General features: G+C 63.5%; 18 protein-coding genes. 1 reads left to right on the plus strand and 17 read right to left on the minus strand.

Going from position 1 to position 20,126, the window contains the following annotated elements; genetic code table 11:
* Positions 1-103 precede the first annotated feature (103 nt).
* The 15 genes from hisS to trmJ form a co-directional block, all read right to left on the minus strand.
* Positions 104-1,366 (minus strand): histidine--tRNA ligase, encoded by a 1,263-nt coding sequence (gene hisS / locus OQE62_RS01985; protein ID WP_265720303.1) that lies wholly within the window; start codon positions 1,364-1,366, stop codon positions 104-106.
* A gap of 253 nt (positions 1,367-1,619) precedes the next feature.
* The gene (ispG, locus tag OQE62_RS01990) at positions 1,620-2,732 is read right to left on the minus strand and encodes a flavodoxin-dependent (E)-4-hydroxy-3-methylbut-2-enyl-diphosphate synthase (protein ID WP_265720304.1); all 1,113 of its coding nucleotides are present in this window, start codon (positions 2,730-2,732) and stop codon (positions 1,620-1,622) included.
* A 275-nt stretch (positions 2,733-3,007) separates the two neighbouring features.
* Positions 3,008-3,988, minus strand: a complete 981-nt coding sequence (locus OQE62_RS01995) for a RodZ domain-containing protein (protein ID WP_265720305.1) — start codon at positions 3,986-3,988, stop codon at positions 3,008-3,010.
* Positions 3,978-4,757 carry a type IV pilus biogenesis/stability protein PilW gene (pilW, locus tag OQE62_RS02000; RefSeq protein ID WP_265720306.1) on the minus strand — a complete coding sequence of 260 codons (780 nt, stop codon included), beginning with the start codon at positions 4,755-4,757 and terminating at the stop codon, positions 3,978-3,980. Before pilW ends, OQE62_RS01995 begins: the two co-directional genes overlap by 11 nt.
* Before the next feature lie 48 nt (positions 4,758-4,805).
* A complete protein-coding gene (rlmN, locus tag OQE62_RS02005) occupies positions 4,806-5,933 on the minus strand; it encodes a 23S rRNA (adenine(2503)-C(2))-methyltransferase RlmN (RefSeq protein WP_265720307.1) in 1,128 nt (375 codons plus the stop codon).
* 171 nt (positions 5,934-6,104) lie between these two features.
* Complete coding sequence (gene ndk / locus OQE62_RS02010; RefSeq protein ID WP_265720308.1) at positions 6,105-6,533, minus strand: nucleoside-diphosphate kinase; 429 nt, start codon at positions 6,531-6,533, stop codon at positions 6,105-6,107.
* A gap of 188 nt (positions 6,534-6,721) precedes the next feature.
* A complete protein-coding gene (gene iscX / locus OQE62_RS02015; protein WP_265720309.1) occupies positions 6,722-6,916 on the minus strand; it encodes a Fe-S cluster assembly protein IscX in 195 nt (64 codons plus the stop codon).
* A gap of 21 nt (positions 6,917-6,937) precedes the next feature.
* The gene (gene fdx, locus OQE62_RS02020; RefSeq protein WP_265720310.1) at positions 6,938-7,276 is read right to left on the minus strand and encodes an ISC system 2Fe-2S type ferredoxin; all 339 of its coding nucleotides are present in this window, start codon (positions 7,274-7,276) and stop codon (positions 6,938-6,940) included.
* 104 nt (positions 7,277-7,380) lie between these two features.
* The gene (hscA, locus tag OQE62_RS02025) at positions 7,381-9,255 is read right to left on the minus strand and encodes a Fe-S protein assembly chaperone HscA (RefSeq protein WP_265720311.1); all 1,875 of its coding nucleotides are present in this window, start codon (positions 9,253-9,255) and stop codon (positions 7,381-7,383) included.
* 9 nt (positions 9,256-9,264) lie between these two features.
* Positions 9,265-9,789 (minus strand): Fe-S protein assembly co-chaperone HscB, encoded by a 525-nt coding sequence (gene hscB, locus OQE62_RS02030; RefSeq protein WP_265720312.1) that lies wholly within the window; start codon positions 9,787-9,789, stop codon positions 9,265-9,267.
* A 201-nt stretch (positions 9,790-9,990) separates the two neighbouring features.
* Positions 9,991-10,314, minus strand: a complete 324-nt coding sequence (gene iscA / locus OQE62_RS02035) for an iron-sulfur cluster assembly protein IscA (RefSeq protein WP_265720313.1) — start codon at positions 10,312-10,314, stop codon at positions 9,991-9,993.
* Positions 10,315-10,343: 29 nt separating this feature from the next.
* The gene (gene iscU, locus OQE62_RS02040) at positions 10,344-10,754 is read right to left on the minus strand and encodes a Fe-S cluster assembly scaffold IscU (protein WP_265720314.1); all 411 of its coding nucleotides are present in this window, start codon (positions 10,752-10,754) and stop codon (positions 10,344-10,346) included.
* A gap of 69 nt (positions 10,755-10,823) precedes the next feature.
* Positions 10,824-12,038 carry an IscS subfamily cysteine desulfurase gene (locus OQE62_RS02045; RefSeq protein ID WP_265720315.1) on the minus strand — a complete coding sequence of 405 codons (1,215 nt, stop codon included), beginning with the start codon at positions 12,036-12,038 and terminating at the stop codon, positions 10,824-10,826.
* Positions 12,039-12,138: 100 nt separating this feature from the next.
* Entirely contained in the window at positions 12,139-12,618 is a 480-nt protein-coding gene (gene iscR, locus OQE62_RS02050) for a Fe-S cluster assembly transcriptional regulator IscR (protein ID WP_265720316.1), read from the minus strand.
* Between the two features lie 231 nt (positions 12,619-12,849).
* Positions 12,850-13,647 (minus strand): tRNA (cytosine(32)/uridine(32)-2'-O)-methyltransferase TrmJ, encoded by a 798-nt coding sequence (gene trmJ, locus OQE62_RS02055; RefSeq protein WP_265720317.1) that lies wholly within the window; start codon positions 13,645-13,647, stop codon positions 12,850-12,852.
* Between the two features lie 335 nt (positions 13,648-13,982).
* On the opposite strand from trmJ, the gene OQE62_RS02060 reads away from it, so the two are divergent.
* Positions 13,983-14,786, plus strand: a complete 804-nt coding sequence (locus tag OQE62_RS02060) for an inositol monophosphatase family protein (RefSeq protein ID WP_265720318.1) — start codon at positions 13,983-13,985, stop codon at positions 14,784-14,786.
* 10 nt (positions 14,787-14,796) lie between these two features.
* Here the strand turns inward: OQE62_RS02060 and OQE62_RS02065 are convergent, their stop codons facing one another.
* Together OQE62_RS02065 and OQE62_RS02070 are read right to left on the minus strand one after the other, a co-directional pair.
* Positions 14,797-17,817 (minus strand): EAL domain-containing protein, encoded by a 3,021-nt coding sequence (locus OQE62_RS02065; RefSeq protein WP_265720319.1) that lies wholly within the window; start codon positions 17,815-17,817, stop codon positions 14,797-14,799.
* A gap of 144 nt (positions 17,818-17,961) precedes the next feature.
* Positions 17,962-19,971: a hybrid sensor histidine kinase/response regulator gene (locus tag OQE62_RS02070; RefSeq protein WP_265720320.1), complete on the minus strand. Its 2,010-nt coding sequence runs from the start codon at positions 19,969-19,971 to the stop codon at positions 17,962-17,964.
* Positions 19,972-20,126: the final 155 nt, after the last annotated feature.

Consider the following 20,126-nt stretch of genomic DNA (forward strand, 5'->3'; position numbering starts at 1 on the left):
TTTTTAGAGTCGGGCCGGGGCCCGAAATTCACGAGCCCGGAATCGGGTTACCAGATTTGCCGATGCGCGGGCCCCGGAGCCCGATGGTCCCGGGTCCCGAAGATCACCCCTGCAGCACTGTCGGCAGTTCGGCCAGCGCGACCGTCTGCTGCGGCTGGTCGGCGCGCAGGAATTTGACCGTGACCTGCCCCGACGCCGCCTCGTCCTCGCCGATTATCAGCGCGAATTCGGCGCTGCTCCTGTCGGCCTTTTTCATCTGGCTCTTGAAGCTGCCGCCGCCCATATGGGTCTGCAGGCGCAGCCACGGCATTTCGTCGCGCAGTTGCTCCGCCGCAGCCAAAGCCGCCGATTGTACATCACCTACGGCCACTACGTAGGCGTCCACTTGCTGGTGCAGCGCTTCGGGCAGCACTTCCAGGGTCTCCAGCAGCAATACCAGCCGCTCGACCCCGAGGCCGAAGCCCACCGCCGGTGTCGATTTGCCGCCCAGTTGTTCTACCAGACCATCGTAACGGCCGCCGGCGCAGACGGTGCCCTGGGCACCGAGGCTGTCGGTGACCCACTCGAACACCGTCTTGCCGTAGTAGTCGAGGCCGCGTACCAGGCGGGAGTTGATCTCGTAGCCGACGCCGGCGGCATCGAGCATGGCTTTCAGTTGCTCGAAATGCGCCGCGGATTCCTCGTCGAGGAAGTCCAGTAGACAGGGGGCGTCCGCCAGCAGTTCCTGAGTGCGGGCGTTCTTGCTGTCGAGAATGCGCAGCGGGTTGCGCTCCAGGCGGCGCTGGCTGTCCTCGTCGAGCTGCTCGCGGTGGTCGCTGAGGTAGGCCACCAGCGCCTCGCGGTAGGCGGTGCGGCTGGCGCTGTTGCCCAGGGAGTTGAGCTGCAGTTTGACGTGATCGGCGATACCCAGCTCGCGCCACAGGCGCGCAGTCATGATGAGGATTTCCGCATCGATATCCGGCCCCTCGATACCGAACACCTCGATACCGAACTGGTGGAACTGGCGCAGGCGGCCCTTCTGCGGGCGCTCGTAGCGGAACATGGGGCCGAAATACCAGAGCCGCTGGGGCTGTACCAGCAGGTTGTTCTGGATGGCGGCGCGCACGGTTCCGGCGGTGCCCTCCGGGCGCAGGGTGACGCTGTCGCCGCTCTTGTCTTCGAAGGTGTACATTTCCTTCTCGACAATATCGGTGGCCTCACCCACGGCGCGGCTGAAAAGCTGCGTCGCCTCGAGGGAGGGGGTGCGGATTTCGCTGTAGCCGTAGCGGCCGAAGAGTTCGCTCAGGGTGGATTCCACATACTGCCATACCGGGGACTGGCCCGGCAGCAGGTCGTTCATGCCGCGTATTGCGCGAAGTTGTTTCAACGGTGTTCCTTAACTTGCTCGTTCTTGTGATACCACGGTGGCTGGTGCCGGTAAGAGAAGTCCGTGGCGGCGCTGCTACCGGTACTCCCTTGCGGGACACGCCGTACATCCATCCCTGGAGGCTTGTCGGCGAGGTGTCCCGGCCGCTCCAGGTATTCACGGCGCCTTCGGCCCCTCTCGCCGACAGTCCCGCAAGGGAGTACCGGCACCAGCGCCTTGCATCTGGCTTTCGTGTTCTTTTCGGTTGACTGACTCAGGACTTTGCGATGATATCCGCCTCGCGCTCCTCCTTGGCCGCGGCTTTTTCGCGGATCAGGCGCTCGAGGTTGTCGACCAGGTTCTCGTGCTTGAATTTGCGGTCCGGCTGGCCGTCCACGTAGATGGCGTGGCTGGGCGTACCGCCGGTGAGGCCGATATCCGCCTCCTTGGCTTCCCCCGGGCCGTTGACGATGCAGCCAATCACCGCCACGTCCATCGGTGTGGTGACGTCCTCCAGGCGCGTTTCCAGTTCGTTCATGGTATTCACCACGTCGAAGTTCTGGCGCGAGCAACTGGGGCAGGCAATGAAGTTGATGCCCTTGGTGCGCAGGCGCAGGCTCTTGAGCAGGTCCCAGCCCACTTTCACCTCTTCCACCGGGTCCGCCGCCAGCGACACGCGTAGGGTGTCGCCGATGCCGTCCAGCAGCAGCGCGCCCAGGCCGATGGCCGATTTCACCGTGCCCGAGCGCAGGCCGCCGGCCTCGGTAATGCCCAGGTGCAGCGGCTGCTCTATCTGCTCGGCCAGTTTCCTGTAGGCGGCGGTGGCCATGAAGATATCCGAGGCCTTGACGCTCACCTTGAAATCCTGGAAATCCAGGCCGTCGAGAATCTCCACATGGCGCAAGGCGGATTCCACCAGCGCGTCCGGCGTGGGCTCGCCGTATTTCTTCTGCAGGTCTTTTTCCAGCGAGCCGGCGTTGACGCCGATACGGATGGGGATATTCAGGTCGCGGGCCTTGTCCACCACCGCGCGGATGCGCTTCTCGCGGCCGATATTGCCCGGGTTGATGCGCAGGCAGTCGACCCCGAGGTCCGCAACCCTGAGCGCGATGCGGTAGTCGAAGTGGATATCCGCCACCAGCGGCAGGTCCACCTGTTTCCTGATCTCGCCGAAGGCCTCGGCGGCGTCCAGGCTGGGCACGGAGACCCGCACGATGTCGGCGCCGGCCGCCTGCAGCTGCTGGATCTGGTCCACGGTGGCGGCCACATCGCAGGTGTCCGTATTGGTCATGCTCTGCACCGAAATCGGTGCACCGCCGCCGACGGGCACATCGCCCACCATGATCTGGCGCGACTGGCGGCGGACTATAGGTGACTCAAATTGCATAGGACTGACTCGGCAGTTTCGCAGACTGGAAAATCGAAGGGAGGGATTATAAATGCGGAAGGCTGACAAATCAGCATGGATAGCTGATTTGTACAGCCGGAGGCTGCCCCCGCAGGGGGTGAAGTACAGGGATGTGCTTCATACATGCGGAATATGGTTAAATCGCGGGCAAATCGGCCAATTCCGTACGTTTGACCGTCAGTGAGGATATGCCCCATAGGGACAGGGAACTCCGGAATGCAGCGAGGGGATCATTCCGCATTCATCATTCCCCCTCACTCCCCAACCCTGAGCTTGCGGGTACTGCGCCCCCCGAGCGGATCGCTGTCCACCAGTTCGCCGCGGAAGTGCACCCGAGTACCCGCCGCATTGCCGAGCATCAGCTCGAACGGCGGTTCGCCATCGACGGCGACCTGACTGCCGGGGGGTTGCAGTTTGGCCAGCAGCACGGCACCGCTGGCGTCCTTAACTTCCACCCAGGCCTCCTCGGTGAAGGTGAGCTGCAGGGGCTCGCTGTCCGCCGCTGCCGGGACCGGTTCGGCGGCCGATTCGGCCGCGGCGAGCTCTTCGGCCGGCGCTTCCGGCTCGGGCTCCGGCGCCGCCGGTTCAGCGGTCGACTCTGCGATCGATTCTCCGGCGAGCGACTCGCCGGCGACCTGCGGCTCGGCTTCCTGCCCCGCCGGGTCGTTATATTCATCGGTTTCCACCGCCGCGGCCGTCGCGAACTCCGCAGTTTCCGTCGGCGCCTCGGGAGTGTCGGCGACAGTCTCTTCGGCAACAGGGTCGACAGGCGCCGAATTCAGCACTGGCGGCGTCAGGTCGCGCCCATTCACCCACCAGAAGATGCCGGCAACCACCAGCAGCGGCAACAGTGCCAGGCCACGCAGGCTGCGTTTGGGGCGATTGTCGATCACCGGCCCGCGGCGCACGTGTTCGACGATCGCCCGGCTCTCCTCTTCCGCCGCGGCATAACCGGAAAAGGCTTCCAGTGCCGGGGCCGGATCAATGCCGAGCTCCTTGCAGGCATTGCGGATATAGCCACGCACATAGAGGGCGCTGGGCAGGCGGTCGTAGTCGTCGCGTTCGAGCAGTTCGAGCTTGTCGACGGTCATGCACAGGCGGCGCGAGAGATCCTCCAGGCTGAGGCCGGCACCCTCGCGAGCGCGGCGCAACTGGTGGCCGGGGGAATTGTCCAGGTCCCGCTCACCGCTGTGCGGCGCGGGGCTCTCGGTGCTGTCAGAAACGTTATCCGTCATTGGCAATCATCTTCTTGTACTTCAGCGCTTCGTCTGAGTAGGGGTAGAGATTTTTCAGGGCCAGACCGTAACTGCGCTCCTTGTCTCGGTTGCCAAAGATTTTCTCGATACGGATCCCCAGCCACAGGGACTGGGGAGTCTGCCGGTTGTCGGCGCTGAATCTGTCCAGGTAGCGCTTCGCCTCAGGATAGGCACCGGCATCGTATTTTAGTTCCGCCAGCGCCAGCATTGCCCGCGCCAGGTTGTTGTCCAGTGCCAGGGCGCGGGTATAGGCCTTTTCGGCCTCTTCCTCCCTGCCCAGCCGGGCCGCTGTGCGGCCCAGATTGGCGTAGGCGTAGGAGCGGCGGTTGTAATCCAGGTCCCGGGAGGCTTCGCGGAAGAGTTCCAGCGCTTCTTCGTAGCGCTCCTGCCGGTAGAGAAAGGCACCGTAGTTGACTTTCGCCATGGAGAAGTCGTCGCCGTAGCGCAGGGCCTTCTCGAAGTGGTCTTCGGCGACGTCGGTCTCGTCCTGCTCCTGGTACAGCAGGGCCAGGCCGTGGTGGGCACGGGGATCGTGCTCGCCGAGTTCCAGGGCTTTCTTGAAGTGCTCCCGTGCGGCGCCGCGGTTTTCACCGCTCTGCAGATAGCGCAGCCCCAGTTGTACATGGGTCTCCAGCGCCTGGTCCAGGTCGATTTCCTGGCTTCGCGGCAGGCCGGTGGTCACACAACCACTCAGCAATACAGTGAGAAGAAGCCCCGCAAGCGGCAGGGGGAGGGATCTGGCTAACACAACATCACCTGTCTTTTTATATTCCGCCCGGGTGATGTCTTGCCGACATCACCCGACGATATGTACCGGCCGCTCGGCATTGCGATAGCGCTGGGAGCGGCGTGTGCGGTCGTTGACGTTGCCGGCCAACTGGCCGCAGGCCGCGGCGATATCGTCGCCGCGAGTGGTACGCACGGTTACGGTAAAGCCTTTGTCCAGCAAAATCTGCTGAAAACGTCGCAAAGCGTTGTTGCTGACCCGCTGGTAATCGGACAGCTCGAACGGGTTGAAGGGTATCAAATTTATTTTGACGGGCACATCGCGCAGCAGTTCGGCCAGCTGCTCGGCGTGCTCCGGGCGGTCGTTGACCTCCCGCATCATGGTGTACTCGATGGTCATTTTGCGATGGGTGTCGGGCATGCTGTCGATATAGCGCTTGGCGCTGTCCAGCAGCATGGCGATGGGGTATTTCCTGTTGATCGGCACCAGTTCGTTGCGCAGTTCGTCGTTGGGCGCGTGCAGCGAGATAGCGAGACTCGCGTCGGTCACTTCCGACAGCTTGTCCAGCGCGGGCACGACGCCGGAGGTGCTCAGGGTCACGCGGCGCTTGGAGATGCCGTAGGCGTTGTCCTCCATCATCAGGTTCATGGCGTCGACGACATTGTCGAAGTTGAGCAGGGGTTCGCCCATGCCCATCATCACCACGTTGGTGACCTTGCGCGGCCCCTTGGGCTCGAGCTGGCCGAAGGATTTGCAGGCAATCCACACCTGGCCGATGATCTCGGCAGCGGTCAGGTCGCGGTTGAAGCCCTGCTTGCCGGTGGCGCAGAAACTGCAGTCGAGTGCGCAGCCCACCTGGGAGGAGACGCACAGGGTGCCGCGCTCGCCATCGGGGATATAGACGGTCTCGATGGCACTGCCGCCCTCGACCCGGACCAGCCACTTGCGCGTGCCGTCGGCGGAATCCCACTGTTTGAGCACTTCCGGGGCGCGGATCTCTGCCACCTCGGCCAGCTTCTCGCGCAGGGCCTTGCTGACATTGGTCATCTGCGCGAAGTCGTCCACGCCGCTCTGGTGCATCCACTTCAGCACCTGCACGGCGCGAAAGCGCTTCTCGCCCAGGGACTCGAAGAACGCGGTCAGCTTCTCGACCGAGAGGCCGAGCAGGTTCACTTTTTCGGTTTTTTCCTGGGTCATGGGATTCACCTCAAGGGATTCTTTCAGGCTCCGGGGCCGGGCCTGCTACCGGGGGCTGTTTGCGGGACACGCCGTGAATACATCCCTGTAGGCTTGTCGGCGAGGTCCCTCTCGCCGACAGTCCCGCAAACAGCCCCCGGTACCAGGCCCTTCACATCGCCCTAACCGACATTAGCCGCGCGGGCAGATCTCGTCGTCGGCGAAGAAGTAGCCGATCTCGCGGGCGGCTGATTCGGGGGAGTCGGAGCCGTGTACCGCGTTGGCGTCGATGCTGTTGGCGAAATCGGCGCGGATGGTGCCGGCTTCGGCTTCCTTCGGGTTGGTGGCGCCCATCAGGTCGCGGTTGGCGGTGATGGCGTTGTCACCTTCCAGTATCTGGACCACAACCGGGCCGGAGGTCATGAAACCCACCAGGTCCTTGAAGAAGGGACGCTCTTTGTGTTCGGCGTAGAAACCTTCAGCCTTTTCGTTGGACAGGTGCAGCATTTTCATGGCGACGATACGCAGGCCGGCCTTCTCGAAGCGGCTTTCGATTTCGCCGATAACATTCTTGGCGACCGCGTCCGGCTTGATGATGGAAAGAGTGCGCTCCTGGGCCATGATTTTCTCCAATTTCTCTGGTTGCTGGGATATTCGTCATTCAAATACAGAAAGAGCAACCCGATAGTTGCTCTCTCCCGATATTCGCTTCGTTTAATAAATAAACAACCGCCGGTGGCGGACGGCGGATTATACGCGTTACTGCGTGAAGTTTGTACTATTTCCGATGCAACGGGGCCCTATCCAGGCTAATCGGCCTCTTCGATCCAGGCAGCCTGGATGGCCTCGAGGATTTTCTCGCCGCAGCGATCGGGATCGTCGTCGAAACCGGGCAGCTCCACCACCCAGTTGCGCAGGTCGACGAAATTGACCCGCAGCGGATCCACATCCGGATGGGTGTCCACCAGCTCGATGGCGATATCGTTGATGTCGGTCCATTTCATGTTGTCTGCTCCCGCGCTCCGTCAGTGTTTTTCCGATACCTGGTTGATGGTGTATTTGGGGATTTCCACCACCAGGTCTTCACCGTCGACGATCGACTGGCAGGACAGGCGCGACTCGGGCTCCAGTCCCCAGGCCTTGTCCAACATATCCTCCTCCAGCTCGTCCGGCTCTTCCAGTGAGTCGAAGCCCTCGCGCACGATCACGTGGCAGGTGGTGCAGGCGCAGGATTTCTCGCAGGCGTGCTCGATCTCCACGCCGTTCTGCAGCGCCGCGTCGCAGACGCTGACGCCAGGTTCCACTTCCACTACCTTGCCGTCGGGGCAGAGTTCGGTGTGGGGCAAAAATACGATTTTCGGCATAACTGACTGACTCTCTATGGTCCTAAACCCGGGAACATCGGGGCTCGCCCGACACCCTCTCCCCCGGCCCCTCTCCCAAAGGGAGAGGAGGAGCAACGCGGGGGTTATTTATCGAATTCATCCAGCGAATGGCCCTGCATGGCGCGCTTGATGGAGGCATCCATGCGGCGCTGGGCGAAGCCTTCGGACAGTTCGTTGAGCGCCTCGATGCGCCGGTGGATCTCGTCGGCGTCGCCACCGTTATGGGCCAGGCGCAGCGCCTCCATGCCGCGTTCGATATCGTCCAGTTCGCTCTCGCTCAGCAGCTCCGCGCCGTTTTCCCGCAGCGCCACCAGCAGGCTCTCCAGGGTGCGCTCCGCCTCCACCTGGGCCTCGCGCAGCGCGCGGGCGGCGACATCCTCTTCCGCGTGGGCGTAGGATTCCTTCAGCATGCGCGCGATATCCGCGTCCTCCAGGCCGTAGGAGGGCTTGACGGTGATATCCGCGCTGACGCCGCTGCTCTTTTCCATGGCGCTGACGGACAGCAGGCCGTCGGCATCCACCTGGAAGCTCACGCGGATATGCGCGGCGCCGGCGGTCATCGGCGGAATGCCGCGCAGCTCGAAACGCGCCAGGGAGCGGCAGTCCGACACCAGCTCGCGTTCGCCCTGCACCACGTGCACGGCCATGGCCGTCTGGCCGTCCTTGAAGGTGGTGAATTCCTGCGCCTTGGATACCGGGATGGTGGTGTTGCGCGGGATGATCTTCTCGGTGAGCCCCCCCATGGTCTCGAGCCCCAGGGACAGCGGAATCACGTCCAGCAGCAGCAGGTCGTCGCGGGACTTGTTGCCCACCAGGACGTCCGCCTGGCGCGCGGCGCCGATAGCGACCACCTGGTCCGGGTCGATATCCGCATGGGGTGCGCGGCCGAAGTAGGCTTCCACGCGCTCGCGCACCCGCAGGGTGCGGGTGGAGCCGCCCACCAGCACCACTTCGTCGATGTCCTCCGCGCCCAGGTCGGCGTCGCGCAGGGCGCGCTTGCAGGAGCGCAGGGTTCTGGCGATCAGCGGATCCAGCAGTTCGGCCATGCCGGCGCGATCCAGGCTGCCGCGCCAGTCGCCGAATTCGAGTGCGACGCTGTCTTCGCTCGCCAGCAGCTCCTTGGCCGCGCAGGCCCGATCCAGCAGCGCGCGCTGGGTGGAGACGTCCAGGTCGCTGCCGAGGCCCGCCTGTTCGGCGATCCAGCCGGCGATGGCGCGGTCGAAGTCATCGCCGCCCAGGGCCGTATCGCCGCCGGTGGACAGCACCTCGAACACGCCGCGGGACAGGCGCAGGATGGAGATATCGAAGGTGCCACCGCCCAGGTCGTAGACGGCGATGGTGCCCTCTTCCTTCTGATCCAGGCCGTAGGCCACAGCGGCGGCGGTGGGTTCGTTCAGCAGACGCAGCACGTGCAGGCCGGCCAGTCTGGCGGCGTCCTTGGTGGCCTGGCGCTGGGCGTCGTCGAAGTAGGCCGGCACGGTAATCACCGCCCCGTCCAGTTCGCCGCCCAGTGCCTCGCTGCCCCGCTGCGCCAATACTTTGAGGATTTCCGCCGATACCTGTACCGGACTCACCGGACCGGCAGTGGTCTCGATCATCGGCATGCCGCCGTCGCTGTCGACGAAGCGGTAAGGCAGTTGCTCGCCGAAGCTTTTCACATCGGCGATACCGCGGCCCATCAGGCGCTTGATCGACAACATGGTGTTGTAGGGGTCTTCCCCGGCGCGTGTGCGCGCCGGGGCACCCACGGCGATATCGCGCTCGCCCTCTTCCTTCATGCCATAGTGCACCGCCGACGGCAGTATCACACTGTCGTCGGGCCCGGCGATCGCCTCGGGCGCGCCGCTGCGCACCGCGGCCACCAGGGAGTTGGTGGTGCCCAGGTCGATACCCACCGCGCGTTTGCGCTGGTGCGGCTCGGGTGTCTGGCCGGGTTCGGAAATCTGCAGTAGTGCCATTGTTACTCTTTAATCCAGGAGATCTTCTTCCAGTTCTTCGACCTGCTTCTGCAGTTTGCCCAGGAACTGCAGCTTGAGCAGGGAGTCCTTGCCCGCGTCGAGGTCGCCGTCGGCGAAGACTGCGGCAAAATGTTTCTGCTCCGAGGCGAAGAGGCCGTGCACCTCATCGCTCAATTCATCCAGGGCCGCGGCCGGGTCCGCTTCGCCGCGCACCTCTTCAAGACGCTCGCGCAGCATCATCTGTTGCATCAGGAATTCGGCGTCGGAGGTGGTCCGCTCCGGGCTCACCTCGACGCCGGCAAGCTTGAGCAGGTAGCCGGCGCGCCGCACCGGATCGCGCAGTGTGCCGTGGGCCTCGTTGATCTGCGCCGCGTACTGCATGGCGAGCAGTTGCTCGCGATCGGATTTCGAGGCGTACTTGTCCGGGTGGAATTCCCGCTGCAGTTCGCGGTAGCGCTCGGCCAGGGCCTTGCGATCGACCTCGAAACCGGGCTCGAGACCGAATATTTCGAAATGGGTCTGGTTCTGTGCCATTGAATACGCTCTTTTTCCCCGGCCCCACTGACTCACACCTTCCCTGGTGCTCGCCGCTTCGCGGCGCCTTCGGCGTCCAAATCCGCTCCCGGCGGATTTGTCCCGGGGAGAGGGGCGCTAATCTATCGGGACCCGGGTCCCGAAAATACTAAAAAGGCCGGCGTGCGCGACGCACCCGGCCTCGTCGTGGCGGCGGAGAAATTACACGTGAAAGCTTTCGCCACAGCCGCATTCGTTTTTCACGTTGGGGTTGGAGAAGGCAAAACCTTCATTCAGCCCCTCCTTGACGAAATCCAGTTGTGTGCCATCCAGGTAGGCCAGGCTCTTCGGGTCGACCACCAGTTTGACGTCGTCCCGCTCGAACACCCGATCCTCGGCTTCCGCCGAGTCGACAAACTCGAGCACATAGGCCATGCCGGAACAACCGGCGGTCCTGACACCGACGCGGATACCGATACCACTGCCGCGCTTTTCGAGCTGGCGCCGGATATGGTCCCGGGCCGCCTCTGTCATGGTAATTGCCATAGCGGTTCCCCTACTGCTTCCGCTCGCGATCAGCCGGCCTCCTGTACATCGTCGGCAGCCTGGCCGCGCTTGTCGCGGATGCTTTTCACGGCGGCCTTGATGGCGTCCTCGGCCAGTACCGAGCAGTGAATTTTCACTGGCGGCAGCGCCAGTTCCTCGGCGATGGCGGTATTCTTGATCTGCTCCGCCTCGTCGATACTCTTGCCCTTGACCCACTCGGTGAGCAGGGAGCTGGATGCGATGGCGGAACCACAGCCGTAGGTTTTGAACTTGGCGTCCTCGATAAGGCCGTCGTCGTTCACCTGAATCTGCAGGCGCATCACGTCGCCGCAGGCCGGCGCGCCGACCATGCCGGTACCGACATTGTCCGACTTGTCGTCCATGCGACCAACATTGCGGGGGTGTTCATAGTGATCGATCACTTTGTCGCTGTAGGCCATGACTCTAATCTCCTAAAGTTCTGCAATTTCCAAAAGTGGTCTCAAAGCCCTGCGGCTTTGCGGCCACTTTTAGTGGGCCGCCCATTCAATACTATTCAGGTCAATACCGTCTTTGTACATATCCCAGAGGGGCGACAGTTCGCGAAGTTTCTCCACTGCCTTGCGCACTTCCGATGCAGCGGTATCCACGTCGCTCTCGGTGGTAAAACGGCCGAAACTGAAGCGCAGGGAGCTGTGGGCCATCTCGTCGTTGACACCCAGGGCACGCAGCACATAGCTGGGCTCGAGGCTCGCGGAGGTACAGGCGGAACCGGAGGAAATCGCCAGGTCCTTGAGCGACATGATCAGGCTCTCGCCCTCCACGAAGGCAAAGCTCACATTCAGGTTGCCGACCACGCGCTGCTCGACGGAACCGTTGATATGGACCTCTTCCATATCCTTGATCTGGTCCCAGAAGCGGTTGCGCAGCATCAGCAGGCGCTCGTTCTCCGAGGCCATTTCCTCCCTGGCAATACGGAAGGCCTCGCCCATACCCACGATCTGGTGGGTCGGCAGGGTGCCGGAGCGCATGCCGCGCTCGTGGCCGCCACCGTGGACCTGCGCCTCGATACGTACCCGCGGCTTGCGGCGTACATAGAGGGCGCCGACCCCTTTGGGGCCGTAAACCTTGTGGCCGGAGAAAGACATCAGGTCGACTTTCATTTCCGCCAGGTCGATCGGCAGCTTGCCGGCGCTCTGGGCGGCGTCCACGTGGAAAATGACCTTCTTCGCACGGCAGATCTCGCCGATGGCGGCGATATCGTTGATCACGCCGATCTCGTTGTTGACGTGCATCAGGCTCACCAGCACGGTGTCCTCGCGCAGCGCTTCCTCAACCTGTTCCGGGTAGACGATGCCGTCTTCGCGCGGGTTCAGGTAGGTGACTTCGAAACCCTCGCGCTCCAGTTGGCGGCAGGCATCCAGAACGGCCTTGTGTTCGATCTTGGAGGTGATGATGTGCTTGCCGCGCCCCTGGTAGAAGTGGGCGGCGCCCTTGATCGCCAGGTTGTCGGACTCGGTGGCACCGCTGGTCCAGACGATTTCGCGCGGGTCGGCATTGACCAGCTCGGCCACCTGGCGACGCGCATCCTCGACCGCCTCTTCCGCTTTCCAGCCATACAGGTGGGAGCGGGACGCAGGGTTGCCGAAGTTGCCCTCCATGGTCATCTGCTCCGCCATTTTGCTGGCGACGCGAGGGTCCACCGGGCAGGTAGCCGAATAGTCCAGGTAGATGGGAAGCTTCATACTTATCTCTCCGCGCACTGATCTGTTAACTCGAGTGCTGTACTTGCTGAATTCCGATGGAACCGGCGGTCCGCCGGCCGGCGATCCGGAGGCGCGCACCTTACTGCAAGCCGCCGATGACCGCCACTTTCTCTTCCGGCGCCTCGCGCAGATCCTGGCGCCGCGCCACTTCCTGCACCTCGGCCCGCGCCACCAGGTCGGCGAGACTGATACCGTTGAGGAAGCTGTGTATCTGGTCGCTCAGGTCGGACCAGAGATAGTGCGTCAGGCACTGTTCGCCGCCGGCACAGTCCGCATTGCCGCCGCAGTTGGTGGCATCCACGGACTCATTGACCGCATCGACGATCTGCGCCACAAAAATGTCGCCGCCGGTGCGCGCCAGGCGGTAGCCGCCGCCGGGGCCACGCACGCTGGAAACCAGGCCGGACTGCCGCAGGCGGGAGAAAAGCTGTTCCAGGTAGGACAGGGAGATCCCCTGGCGCTTGGATATGTCCGCCAGGCTGATAGGGCCGCGATCGGCGTGCAGTGCCAGATCCAGCATTGCCGTGACCGCGTAGCGACCTTTGGTTGTCAAACGCATATCAGCTCCCGACTGAGCTATAGCCCTTTTTCGATGGACGGGAGTATGTAATAACCCAGCATCTCAGTCAAGTATATAACCGGGTAAAGCAGTCAGGTATTTTATGAATGATGAATACGCGGGGTAGTCGGTGCCGTGTGACGATCTCTCCGCCACGACCGTCATCCGCGGCAGGCCAGCCAAGTCGCGGCCCGGGAGTTCCTCCCAACCCCAATGCCCGGCCGCGTTTCATCATTCATCATTCACTCCCCCGGGCCGCCCCTTGCCGCCCGTCCTGTAGATATAGTTCTGGGTCGCCGTCAGCCAGCCCCGCAGTATTCCCAGCTCCATATCGTCCGGGCGCACGCGGCTGAACAGCCGGCGCAGGCGGGTCATGGTCTGGCGGGGGTTGTCCGGATCGATAAAGCCCAGTTCCCCCAGCGCCAGTTGCAGGTGTTCGTAATAGAGCTCCATATCGCCGGCCTTGACCGGCGGCCTGTCCCAGTCCGCGTAGCTGAGTTCAGTGCCCTTTTCGGCCTCCAGCGCGGCCACGCGCACTTCATAGGCCAGCACCTGCACCGCAGTGGCCAGGTTCAGGGAGCTGTAGTCCGGATTGGCCGGGATATGCACGTGGTAGTTGCAGGCCTGCAGCTCCTCGTTGGTGAGGCCGCGGTCCTCGCGACCGAACACCAGCGCCACCGGGTGGCTCGGCGCCTCGGTCACGCTCTTCGCGGCGCACTCCCGCGGCGTCAGCAGCGGCCAGGGAATGCGGCGTTCGCGGGCGCTGGTAGCGACCACCAGGCCGCAGTCCGCCACCGCCTCTTCCAGTGTGTCCACCACCACCACCCGATCCAGCAGGTCCGCGGCGCCGGCGGCGCGCCAGATGGCATTGGCCGCCGGGAATTCCCGCGGCGCCACCAGGTAGAGCTGGCTGAGGCCCATATTCTTCAGCGCGCGGGCGGCGCCGCCGATATTGCCGGGATGGGCCGTGTTGACGAGCACCGCACGCACATTGTCGAGGGGCGAAAGGTCGGGAGTGGAATTGGCCATACTGATAGGGTTGAATCGGTGGTTAGCGGCGCGCGAGTGTAGCAAAACTGCGCGGGAATCCCTACAATCGCCCGCCACAGCCGGCGCGGCCGGCCCGGAGCGGCAGATCGCGGCTCCCGTTTTTTACGACTTCTGATCAACTCGAGTTTCGGGATTCAAGGCGCTGGCGATTGATGGCACGAGCCGGTGCGGGGGGCACCTTTCTGGGACACGCCGTAAATACGTCCCTGTAGGCTTGTCTGCGAGGTCCCTCTCGCAGACAGTCCCAGAAAGGCGCCCCCCGCACCGGCTGCCCGCCCCCGGAACTCGCCCCAACCACACAGTGCGGAATTGTTATGGAACCCATGCTGAATATTGCCCTGCGCGCGGCGCGCAAGGCCGGAGAACTGATTGAACGGGCCTGGGAGCGCAGCGACCTGACCAAATTCGAGGAAAAAGGCCGCAACGATTTCGTCACCGAAGTGGACAGGGCCAGCGAACAGGAGATCATCTATCACCTGCGCAAGGCCTACCCCAAACACAGCATCCTCGCCGAAGAGAGCGGCGTCACCGAGGGCGCCGAGCCGGACTACGAGTGGATCATCGATCCGCTGGACGGCACTACCAACTTTATCCACGGTATTCCCCAGTTCGCCGTCTCCATCGCCTGCCGCTACCGCGGCCGCATCGAGCACGCGGTGGTACTGGACCCGATCAAGCGGGAGGAATTCACCGCCAGCCGCGGCCGCGGCGCGGCCTTGAACGGCCGCCGCATCCGCGTTTCCGGTCGCCAGCACCTGCGCGGCGGGCTGATAGGCACCGGCATTCCGTTCAGCGGCCCGGCACTGGAACACATCGATCCCTATCTGGCGGCCCTGAAGGAGATCGCCGGCCAGACTGCCGGTATCCGCCGCCCGGGTGCCGCGGCCCTGGACCTGGCCTATGTGGCCGCGGGCCGCTTCGACGGTTTCTGGGAGATGTACCTGAACAGCTGGGATATTGCCGCCGGTTCGCTGTTGGTGAAAGAGGCCGGCGGCCTGATCAGCGATTTCCGCGGCGGCGACGACTACCTGGATTGCGGCCACCTGGTCTGTGCCACCCCCAAGGCGTTCAAGCCGCTGCTGCAGGTTGTCGGCAGGCATCTGGGGTCGGTGCGGTAATTTCGGGGGGTTACGAATCGCTGGCAGCTGCCGCCAGTTCCCTCGTTTCCCCCTCTTCCGACAGCAGGGCCTCCAGCGGTTGGGGCCGGCCGATATGGTAGCCCTGCACCAGATCCACGCCGATACTGCGCAACCTGGCCTCGGTGGGCGCGTCCTCCACGTATTCCGCAATGGTCCGCGCCCCCAGCCGACGCGCCACCTGGTGGATGGACTCGACGATGATCGTATCGACGAAGTTCGATTCCACCTGCCGCACAAAGCTGCCATCGATCTTGATAAAATCGATGGAGAAAGCCTTCAGGTAATTGAATGAACTGAGGCCGTTGCCGAAATCGTCCAGTGCCACGCTGCAGCCCATCTTCCGCAGGGTGGCCACGAAGTGGCTGGCATTTTCCATCTGGCTGACCATCGCGGTTTCGGTGATTTCGAACCCCACCCGGGACAGTGGAATCGGCGTGGTCTCCAGCACCCGGATCAGGTGCGCCTGGAAGTCCGCGTCGCCCAGCGCATCGGCAGAAATATTCAGCGAAAAATGCAGGCCGGCCCGGGCGATCTCCGCGGCACGCTGCACCAGCACTTCGTCCGCCACCCAGCGATCGATCTGCTGCATCAGGCCGTAGCGCTCCGCCGCCGGGATGAATGCCGCCGGCAGGATCAGGCCGCCGTAATCGTCCACCATCCGCACCAGCACCTCGTAATGGCTGATACTGGCGGCATTGCCGGTGGCTGCGATCGGCTGGGCACAGAGTGTCAGCCGGCGCTCGTCGAGCGCCTCGCGGATGGCGGAGGCCATGATGATTTCCCGGTGCTGATCGGCGGCCGCGCTCCGCTCCATGTCGTAGATCATCACCGTGCCGCGGCTCTCGTGTTTGGCGGAATAACAGGCCACATCAGCCTGGCTCAGCAGGTCGCCGAGCTGGTCATTGTAGCGGTTGACCTCGGTAATGCCGATGCTGGCCCCCACATCGTAGACCCGATCACCCCAGGAAAAGCGCAGTGCAACAACCTGTCGGATCAAGTGGTTGCAGCGCAGTTTTGCCTGCTCCCTGTTGCAGTGGCGGAACAGCAGACCGAACTCGTCGCCGCCGAGGCGCGCCACACTGTCGGAGGAACGCAACAGGCCGCACAAGTATTTGCTGATTTTCTTCAACAGTGCGTCGCCGGCCAGGTGCCCGGCGCTGTCGTTGACGATTTTGAACCGGTCCAGGTCGACGAAAGCGAACGCGTGGCAATCCTCACTGCCGCGCACACTGTCAATCGCATCGATCAGCTCGCGCTTGAATGCGTCGCGATTCGGCAGGCCGGTCAGGTCGTCGTGGGAGGCCCTGTAACTCAACTGCTGGATCAACTGTCGGGACTCGCTGACATCCTGGAAGACCGCGACTGCACCGAGCAGCTCACCGTTCCCGGTCTTCAGGGGCGAAACCGAGTTTTTTATATCGTAGACGCGCCCGTCGCGGCTGTGCAGCGCCGCCCCCTCGGAACCGTAAACCGTCTCCCGCCGCTGCAGGCTCTCGGCTACCGAGTTATCCAGCCGTTCGCCGTTCCACCCCCGAGTGATGCGGAAAACCGACTCGATCGGCCGCCCCCGCGCCTCTGCAAAAGCGACGCCGGTCATCTGTTCCGCAACCGGGTTCATAAAATTGATACGCCGCTCCACATCGGTGGTAATGACGGCATCGGCGATGGAGGACAGGGTCACCTGCAGGCGCTCCTTGGCCTCCATCAGGTCCGCTTCGCTGCGCTTGCGCCAGTCGATATCCTCCACCTGTGCGACCGAGTAGATCGGCTGGCCGCTGACACCGCGGGCGAGACAGCAGCTCAGGTGGCCCCATACCACTGCACCGTCCCGTCGCCGATAGCGTTTTTCCAACCGCGGCGCATCCCGCTGCCCGGCGATATAGTCGCGCCATAGGGCCCGGCTGTCCTCGTCATCCTCCCGACAGGTAATATCGAATATGGAGCGCCCTTCCAGCTCCTCGGCGGTATATTGCAGAAACTCGCAAAAACTGCGATTGGCCTGCAGTATGCGCCCCTCCAGCGACACCAGCAGCATACCGATACGGGAATTTTCCACCGCCGCACGGAAGCTGCTCTCCACTTCCACGATGCGCGCGTTGCGGTTGCGCTCGATATTGGTATACACCGCCATCGCATAGGCGGGAACGGCGGCGACAAAAACCGACAGTACCAGGAAGGCATCCCGGGACTGCAGGACTCCCGACGTCAACGCGGGATTGGCATGCGTCTCGATCCCCACATACCTGAGCGCCAGCACCGAGACGGTGACAAATACCAGCAGTAGGGTCTGGAATACCGGCAGGCGGGCGGCGGCCCAGATCAGCGGCAGGGAGATGAACACAAACGGCAACAGCGCCACTTCCAGAAGGAAAAACACCAGCCCGATGGCAACCGTTGCTACCACCAGGAAACGGGCCAGCGGCGCGGGCTTCAGGGCCGCGCGCAAGCCCCCGGTTCGACAGTGCAACGCCAGCGGCAGCAGTACCAGGATGCCGATGGCATCCGCCAGGTACCAGGGCAGAACCAGCGATGCATAGGGAAGGCCGGTCCTGTATGCGGCCACCGCGGCGCCGATCCCGGCACCGACCAGGGGCGGCGCCAGGGCGGAAAAGAAGATAAAGCGCAGCCAGTATCGCAAGGCGTCAAAGTGGTTTTCCTCCGGGCAGAAACGCCGCAACAGGGTCGCGGCCAGCAGAATTTCCGCCAGAGCCACCAGGGTGTAGATCGCCGACACACCGACAGCCAGGCCGGTGGCGACACCGCCGACCACACTGCCGAACAGTGCCGCAGCGATCAGTAGCGGCCAGTCGCGCAGGGGTGAACGATAGAGATAGGCGATGGCGATGGCATCCGCAAACCAGATGGCCGCGGCACCGCCTTCCGGGCCGAGATACTTTTTGCACACCACCACAAAAAAGGCGCTCAACACCGACAGCTGCAGGGCGGAAACCCGGGGATCTTGTCGGAATGGCCGCCGCAGGGGGCGGTTATCCGGGAGTAAAACAGACATCCACTTCCTCGGTTTTATAGGTATCGTTCCGTGAGTACTGCCTGAATCCAGAAATTTGCGTCGTTTATTTTGTTATGCCGCGACCCAGTGTAGACGACCTGACACGCATTGGCTGAAACTTATTAATTTTATTGGCGGGGTTTATCAATCAGCTTCCATCGTCGGGACAAGACATTTCTCCATCACCTGACACAGCTGTATCAGTTCAAAACCCGATGGCAGCGCCGCGTCGCACTCCTCCCCGCTGTATTCACCGATGGCGACGAAGTGGATATTCTCTGTGAGCGGATCGCCCTTGAGGATACCCGCCATGTCCGCCGCCGACATACCCGGCATCGATGTCTGGAACAGCACGATATCCGGCCGCTGCGTGCGCGCCGCAAAAATCGCCTCCACCGCATCCGCCGCGGTCTGCAGCCGAACCTGGGAATAACCCGACAACATGGCATTGAGACGGTTGAACCCCGCGGGATTGCTATCCACCAGTAACAGGCGCCCGGCAGGAGGATCCACATCGACCTGCGGCTGCGACTGGAGCTGCATGACTTCGACCGGCGCATCGATCAGGGGAAACTCGATCCAGAAAATGGAGCCCTGGTCCTCGTGACTCTCGAAATCGATACGCCCGCCCATGGCCTCCGTCAACCGCCTGGCAATGGCCAGTCCGACCCCGGTGCCCTCTATCTGCCCCTTCTCGGCACCCAGGCGGTTGAAAGGCTCGAACACTTCCGCCTGCTTCTCCTCGGGGATGCCACTGCCGGTATCCAGTATGCTCAGGCGCAGCCAGCCCTCAGTCTGCGGCGCAAAGTTGATCACCACGCGGCCGTTCTCGCGGTTGTACTTGACCGCATTGCCGGCGAGATTGAGCACCACCTGTTTGAAACGCACCGGGTCGGCACAGATATAGGCAGACTCCCAGCCCAGCGGCTCGAAAATCAGGCTGACGCGGCGGGTTTCTGCCAGGGGTTCCAGCAGGCGTTTGCAATCGGCCACCAGCGCCGCCGGCTGCATCGGCTCCATGGACGGTGCCAGGCGGTGGCTATCGATACGCGCCAGTTCCAGCACGTCGCCCACCAGGTGCAGCAGGTGCTGGCCGGCGCGGCGGATCTCCCCCAGGCGCTGGCGCTGGTCGGGGTTGAGGGACTGGTCCAGCTCCACCATCTGGCTGTAGCCGAGAATGGCGTTCAGCGGCGTGCGCAACTCGTGGCTGAGACTGAACAGCAGATCCGCCCGGTTGGCGTTCTCCTGGCGCTGCTGCCGCAACTCCCGCTCCGCCCGCATCAGCGCCTCGCGGTTGCCGGTGATGTCCTGCAACACCCCCATCACCCGCACCGGCTCTCCGTCGCTGTTCCGCTGCACCTGGCCGCGGCAGCGCACCCAGACGATACCGCCGTCCCGGTGCCAGAGCCGGAATTCCACATCCAGCGGCACCTGCTCCCTGACATGGTCCTGCACCGCCTGTTCCGCGCGCGGATAGTCCTCCGGCAGCATGCGTTTTTTCCAGTGAGACAGGGCCGTGCGCGCGTCCGCTTCTACCTGGCTGTGTTCGTAGCCCAGCATTGCCCAGCAGGCCCGGTCCAGCACCACCTCGGCCGCGCGCAGATCCCACTCCCAGAGGCCGTCGCCGACACCTGCCAGCGCCTGCAGGGGCCGTTCGCCGGGAAGATTGGAGAGATAGCGCACCGACAGGGCATCGGTGTAGTCGGCGCAGCCGCCGATGACGAAACCCGGCCCGTCGCCGCCGTCGAAACTGAAAGCGCGAGCCCAGAGCCGCATCCAGTACAAGTGCCCGGAGCCGTTATAGGCGCGGAAGGTGACGTCTATGGCGCCGCCCCGCGAGGCGATGCGCCGGCGCAGGGCCCGGAGTTTGTCGCGGTCGTCGGAGTGCACCAGGGCGAGCTCCTCACCGCTCCAGAGGCCGCTCAGTACCGCATCCGGCTCCTCGCCGAGAAAATTCCAGACGGCCCCCAGGGCCCTCTGGCGACCACTGCGGGGATGCCATTCCCAGACACCGCAATCCACATCCAGCAGCAGATCCCGCAGATAGCCGATCTGCTGCACCAGTTGCGCCGGTTCCAGTCGCTCCAGCTCGTCGGCAGAGGCGGGTAGCTGCAGTGGGAAATCGGCGCTATCGGGAGACGGTGGCTGGGACACGCGGGTCACTTCGTCGGTCTGTTCTGGATATCCTCCAGTGAATCACTAATAGCCGTCGCTGAAAAGACCGGGCCGTCGGACCGTAAAGGTGTGCCAATTGGTGTTACGGGATCGGGTAGGAGGCGGGATTACCCCCGCCGTCCTCCCACACCACC

Source organism: Microbulbifer halophilus, from assembly GCF_026183675.1.
Lineage (GTDB): Bacteria > Pseudomonadota > Gammaproteobacteria > Pseudomonadales > Cellvibrionaceae > Microbulbifer > Microbulbifer halophilus.

Excerpts from the sequence above, each read along its gene's own strand:
- OQE62_RS01995 (WP_265720305.1), bottom strand. The coding sequence starts at position 3,988 with ATGACGGATAACGTTTCTGACAGCACCGAGAGCCCCGCGCCGCACAGC.
- ispG (WP_265720304.1), bottom strand. The coding sequence starts at position 2,732 with ATGCAATTTGAGTCACCTATAGTCCGCCGCCAGTCGCGCCAGATCATG.
- iscU (WP_265720314.1), bottom strand. The coding sequence starts at position 10,754 with ATGGCCTACAGCGACAAAGTGATCGATCACTATGAACACCCCCGCAAT.
- fdx (WP_265720310.1), bottom strand. The coding sequence starts at position 7,276 with ATGCCGAAAATCGTATTTTTGCCCCACACCGAACTCTGCCCCGACGGC.
- OQE62_RS02060 (WP_265720318.1), top strand. The coding sequence starts at position 13,983 with ATGGAACCCATGCTGAATATTGCCCTGCGCGCGGCGCGCAAGGCCGGA.
- iscR (WP_265720316.1), bottom strand. The coding sequence starts at position 12,618 with ATGCGTTTGACAACCAAAGGTCGCTACGCGGTCACGGCAATGCTGGAT.
- iscX (WP_265720309.1), bottom strand. The coding sequence starts at position 6,916 with ATGAAATGGACCGACATCAACGATATCGCCATCGAGCTGGTGGACACC.
- iscA (WP_265720313.1), bottom strand. The coding sequence starts at position 10,314 with ATGGCAATTACCATGACAGAGGCGGCCCGGGACCATATCCGGCGCCAG.
- hscA (WP_265720311.1), bottom strand. The coding sequence starts at position 9,255 with ATGGCACTACTGCAGATTTCCGAACCCGGCCAGACACCCGAGCCGCAC.
- trmJ (WP_265720317.1), bottom strand. The coding sequence starts at position 13,647 with ATGGCCAATTCCACTCCCGACCTTTCGCCCCTCGACAATGTGCGTGCG.
- rlmN (WP_265720307.1), bottom strand. The coding sequence starts at position 5,933 with ATGACCCAGGAAAAAACCGAAAAAGTGAACCTGCTCGGCCTCTCGGTC.
- OQE62_RS02045 (WP_265720315.1), bottom strand. The coding sequence starts at position 12,038 with ATGAAGCTTCCCATCTACCTGGACTATTCGGCTACCTGCCCGGTGGAC.
- ndk (WP_265720308.1), bottom strand. The coding sequence starts at position 6,533 with ATGGCCCAGGAGCGCACTCTTTCCATCATCAAGCCGGACGCGGTCGCC.
- OQE62_RS02065 (WP_265720319.1), bottom strand. The coding sequence starts at position 17,817 with ATGTCTGTTTTACTCCCGGATAACCGCCCCCTGCGGCGGCCATTCCGA.
- hscB (WP_265720312.1), bottom strand. The coding sequence starts at position 9,789 with ATGGCACAGAACCAGACCCATTTCGAAATATTCGGTCTCGAGCCCGGT.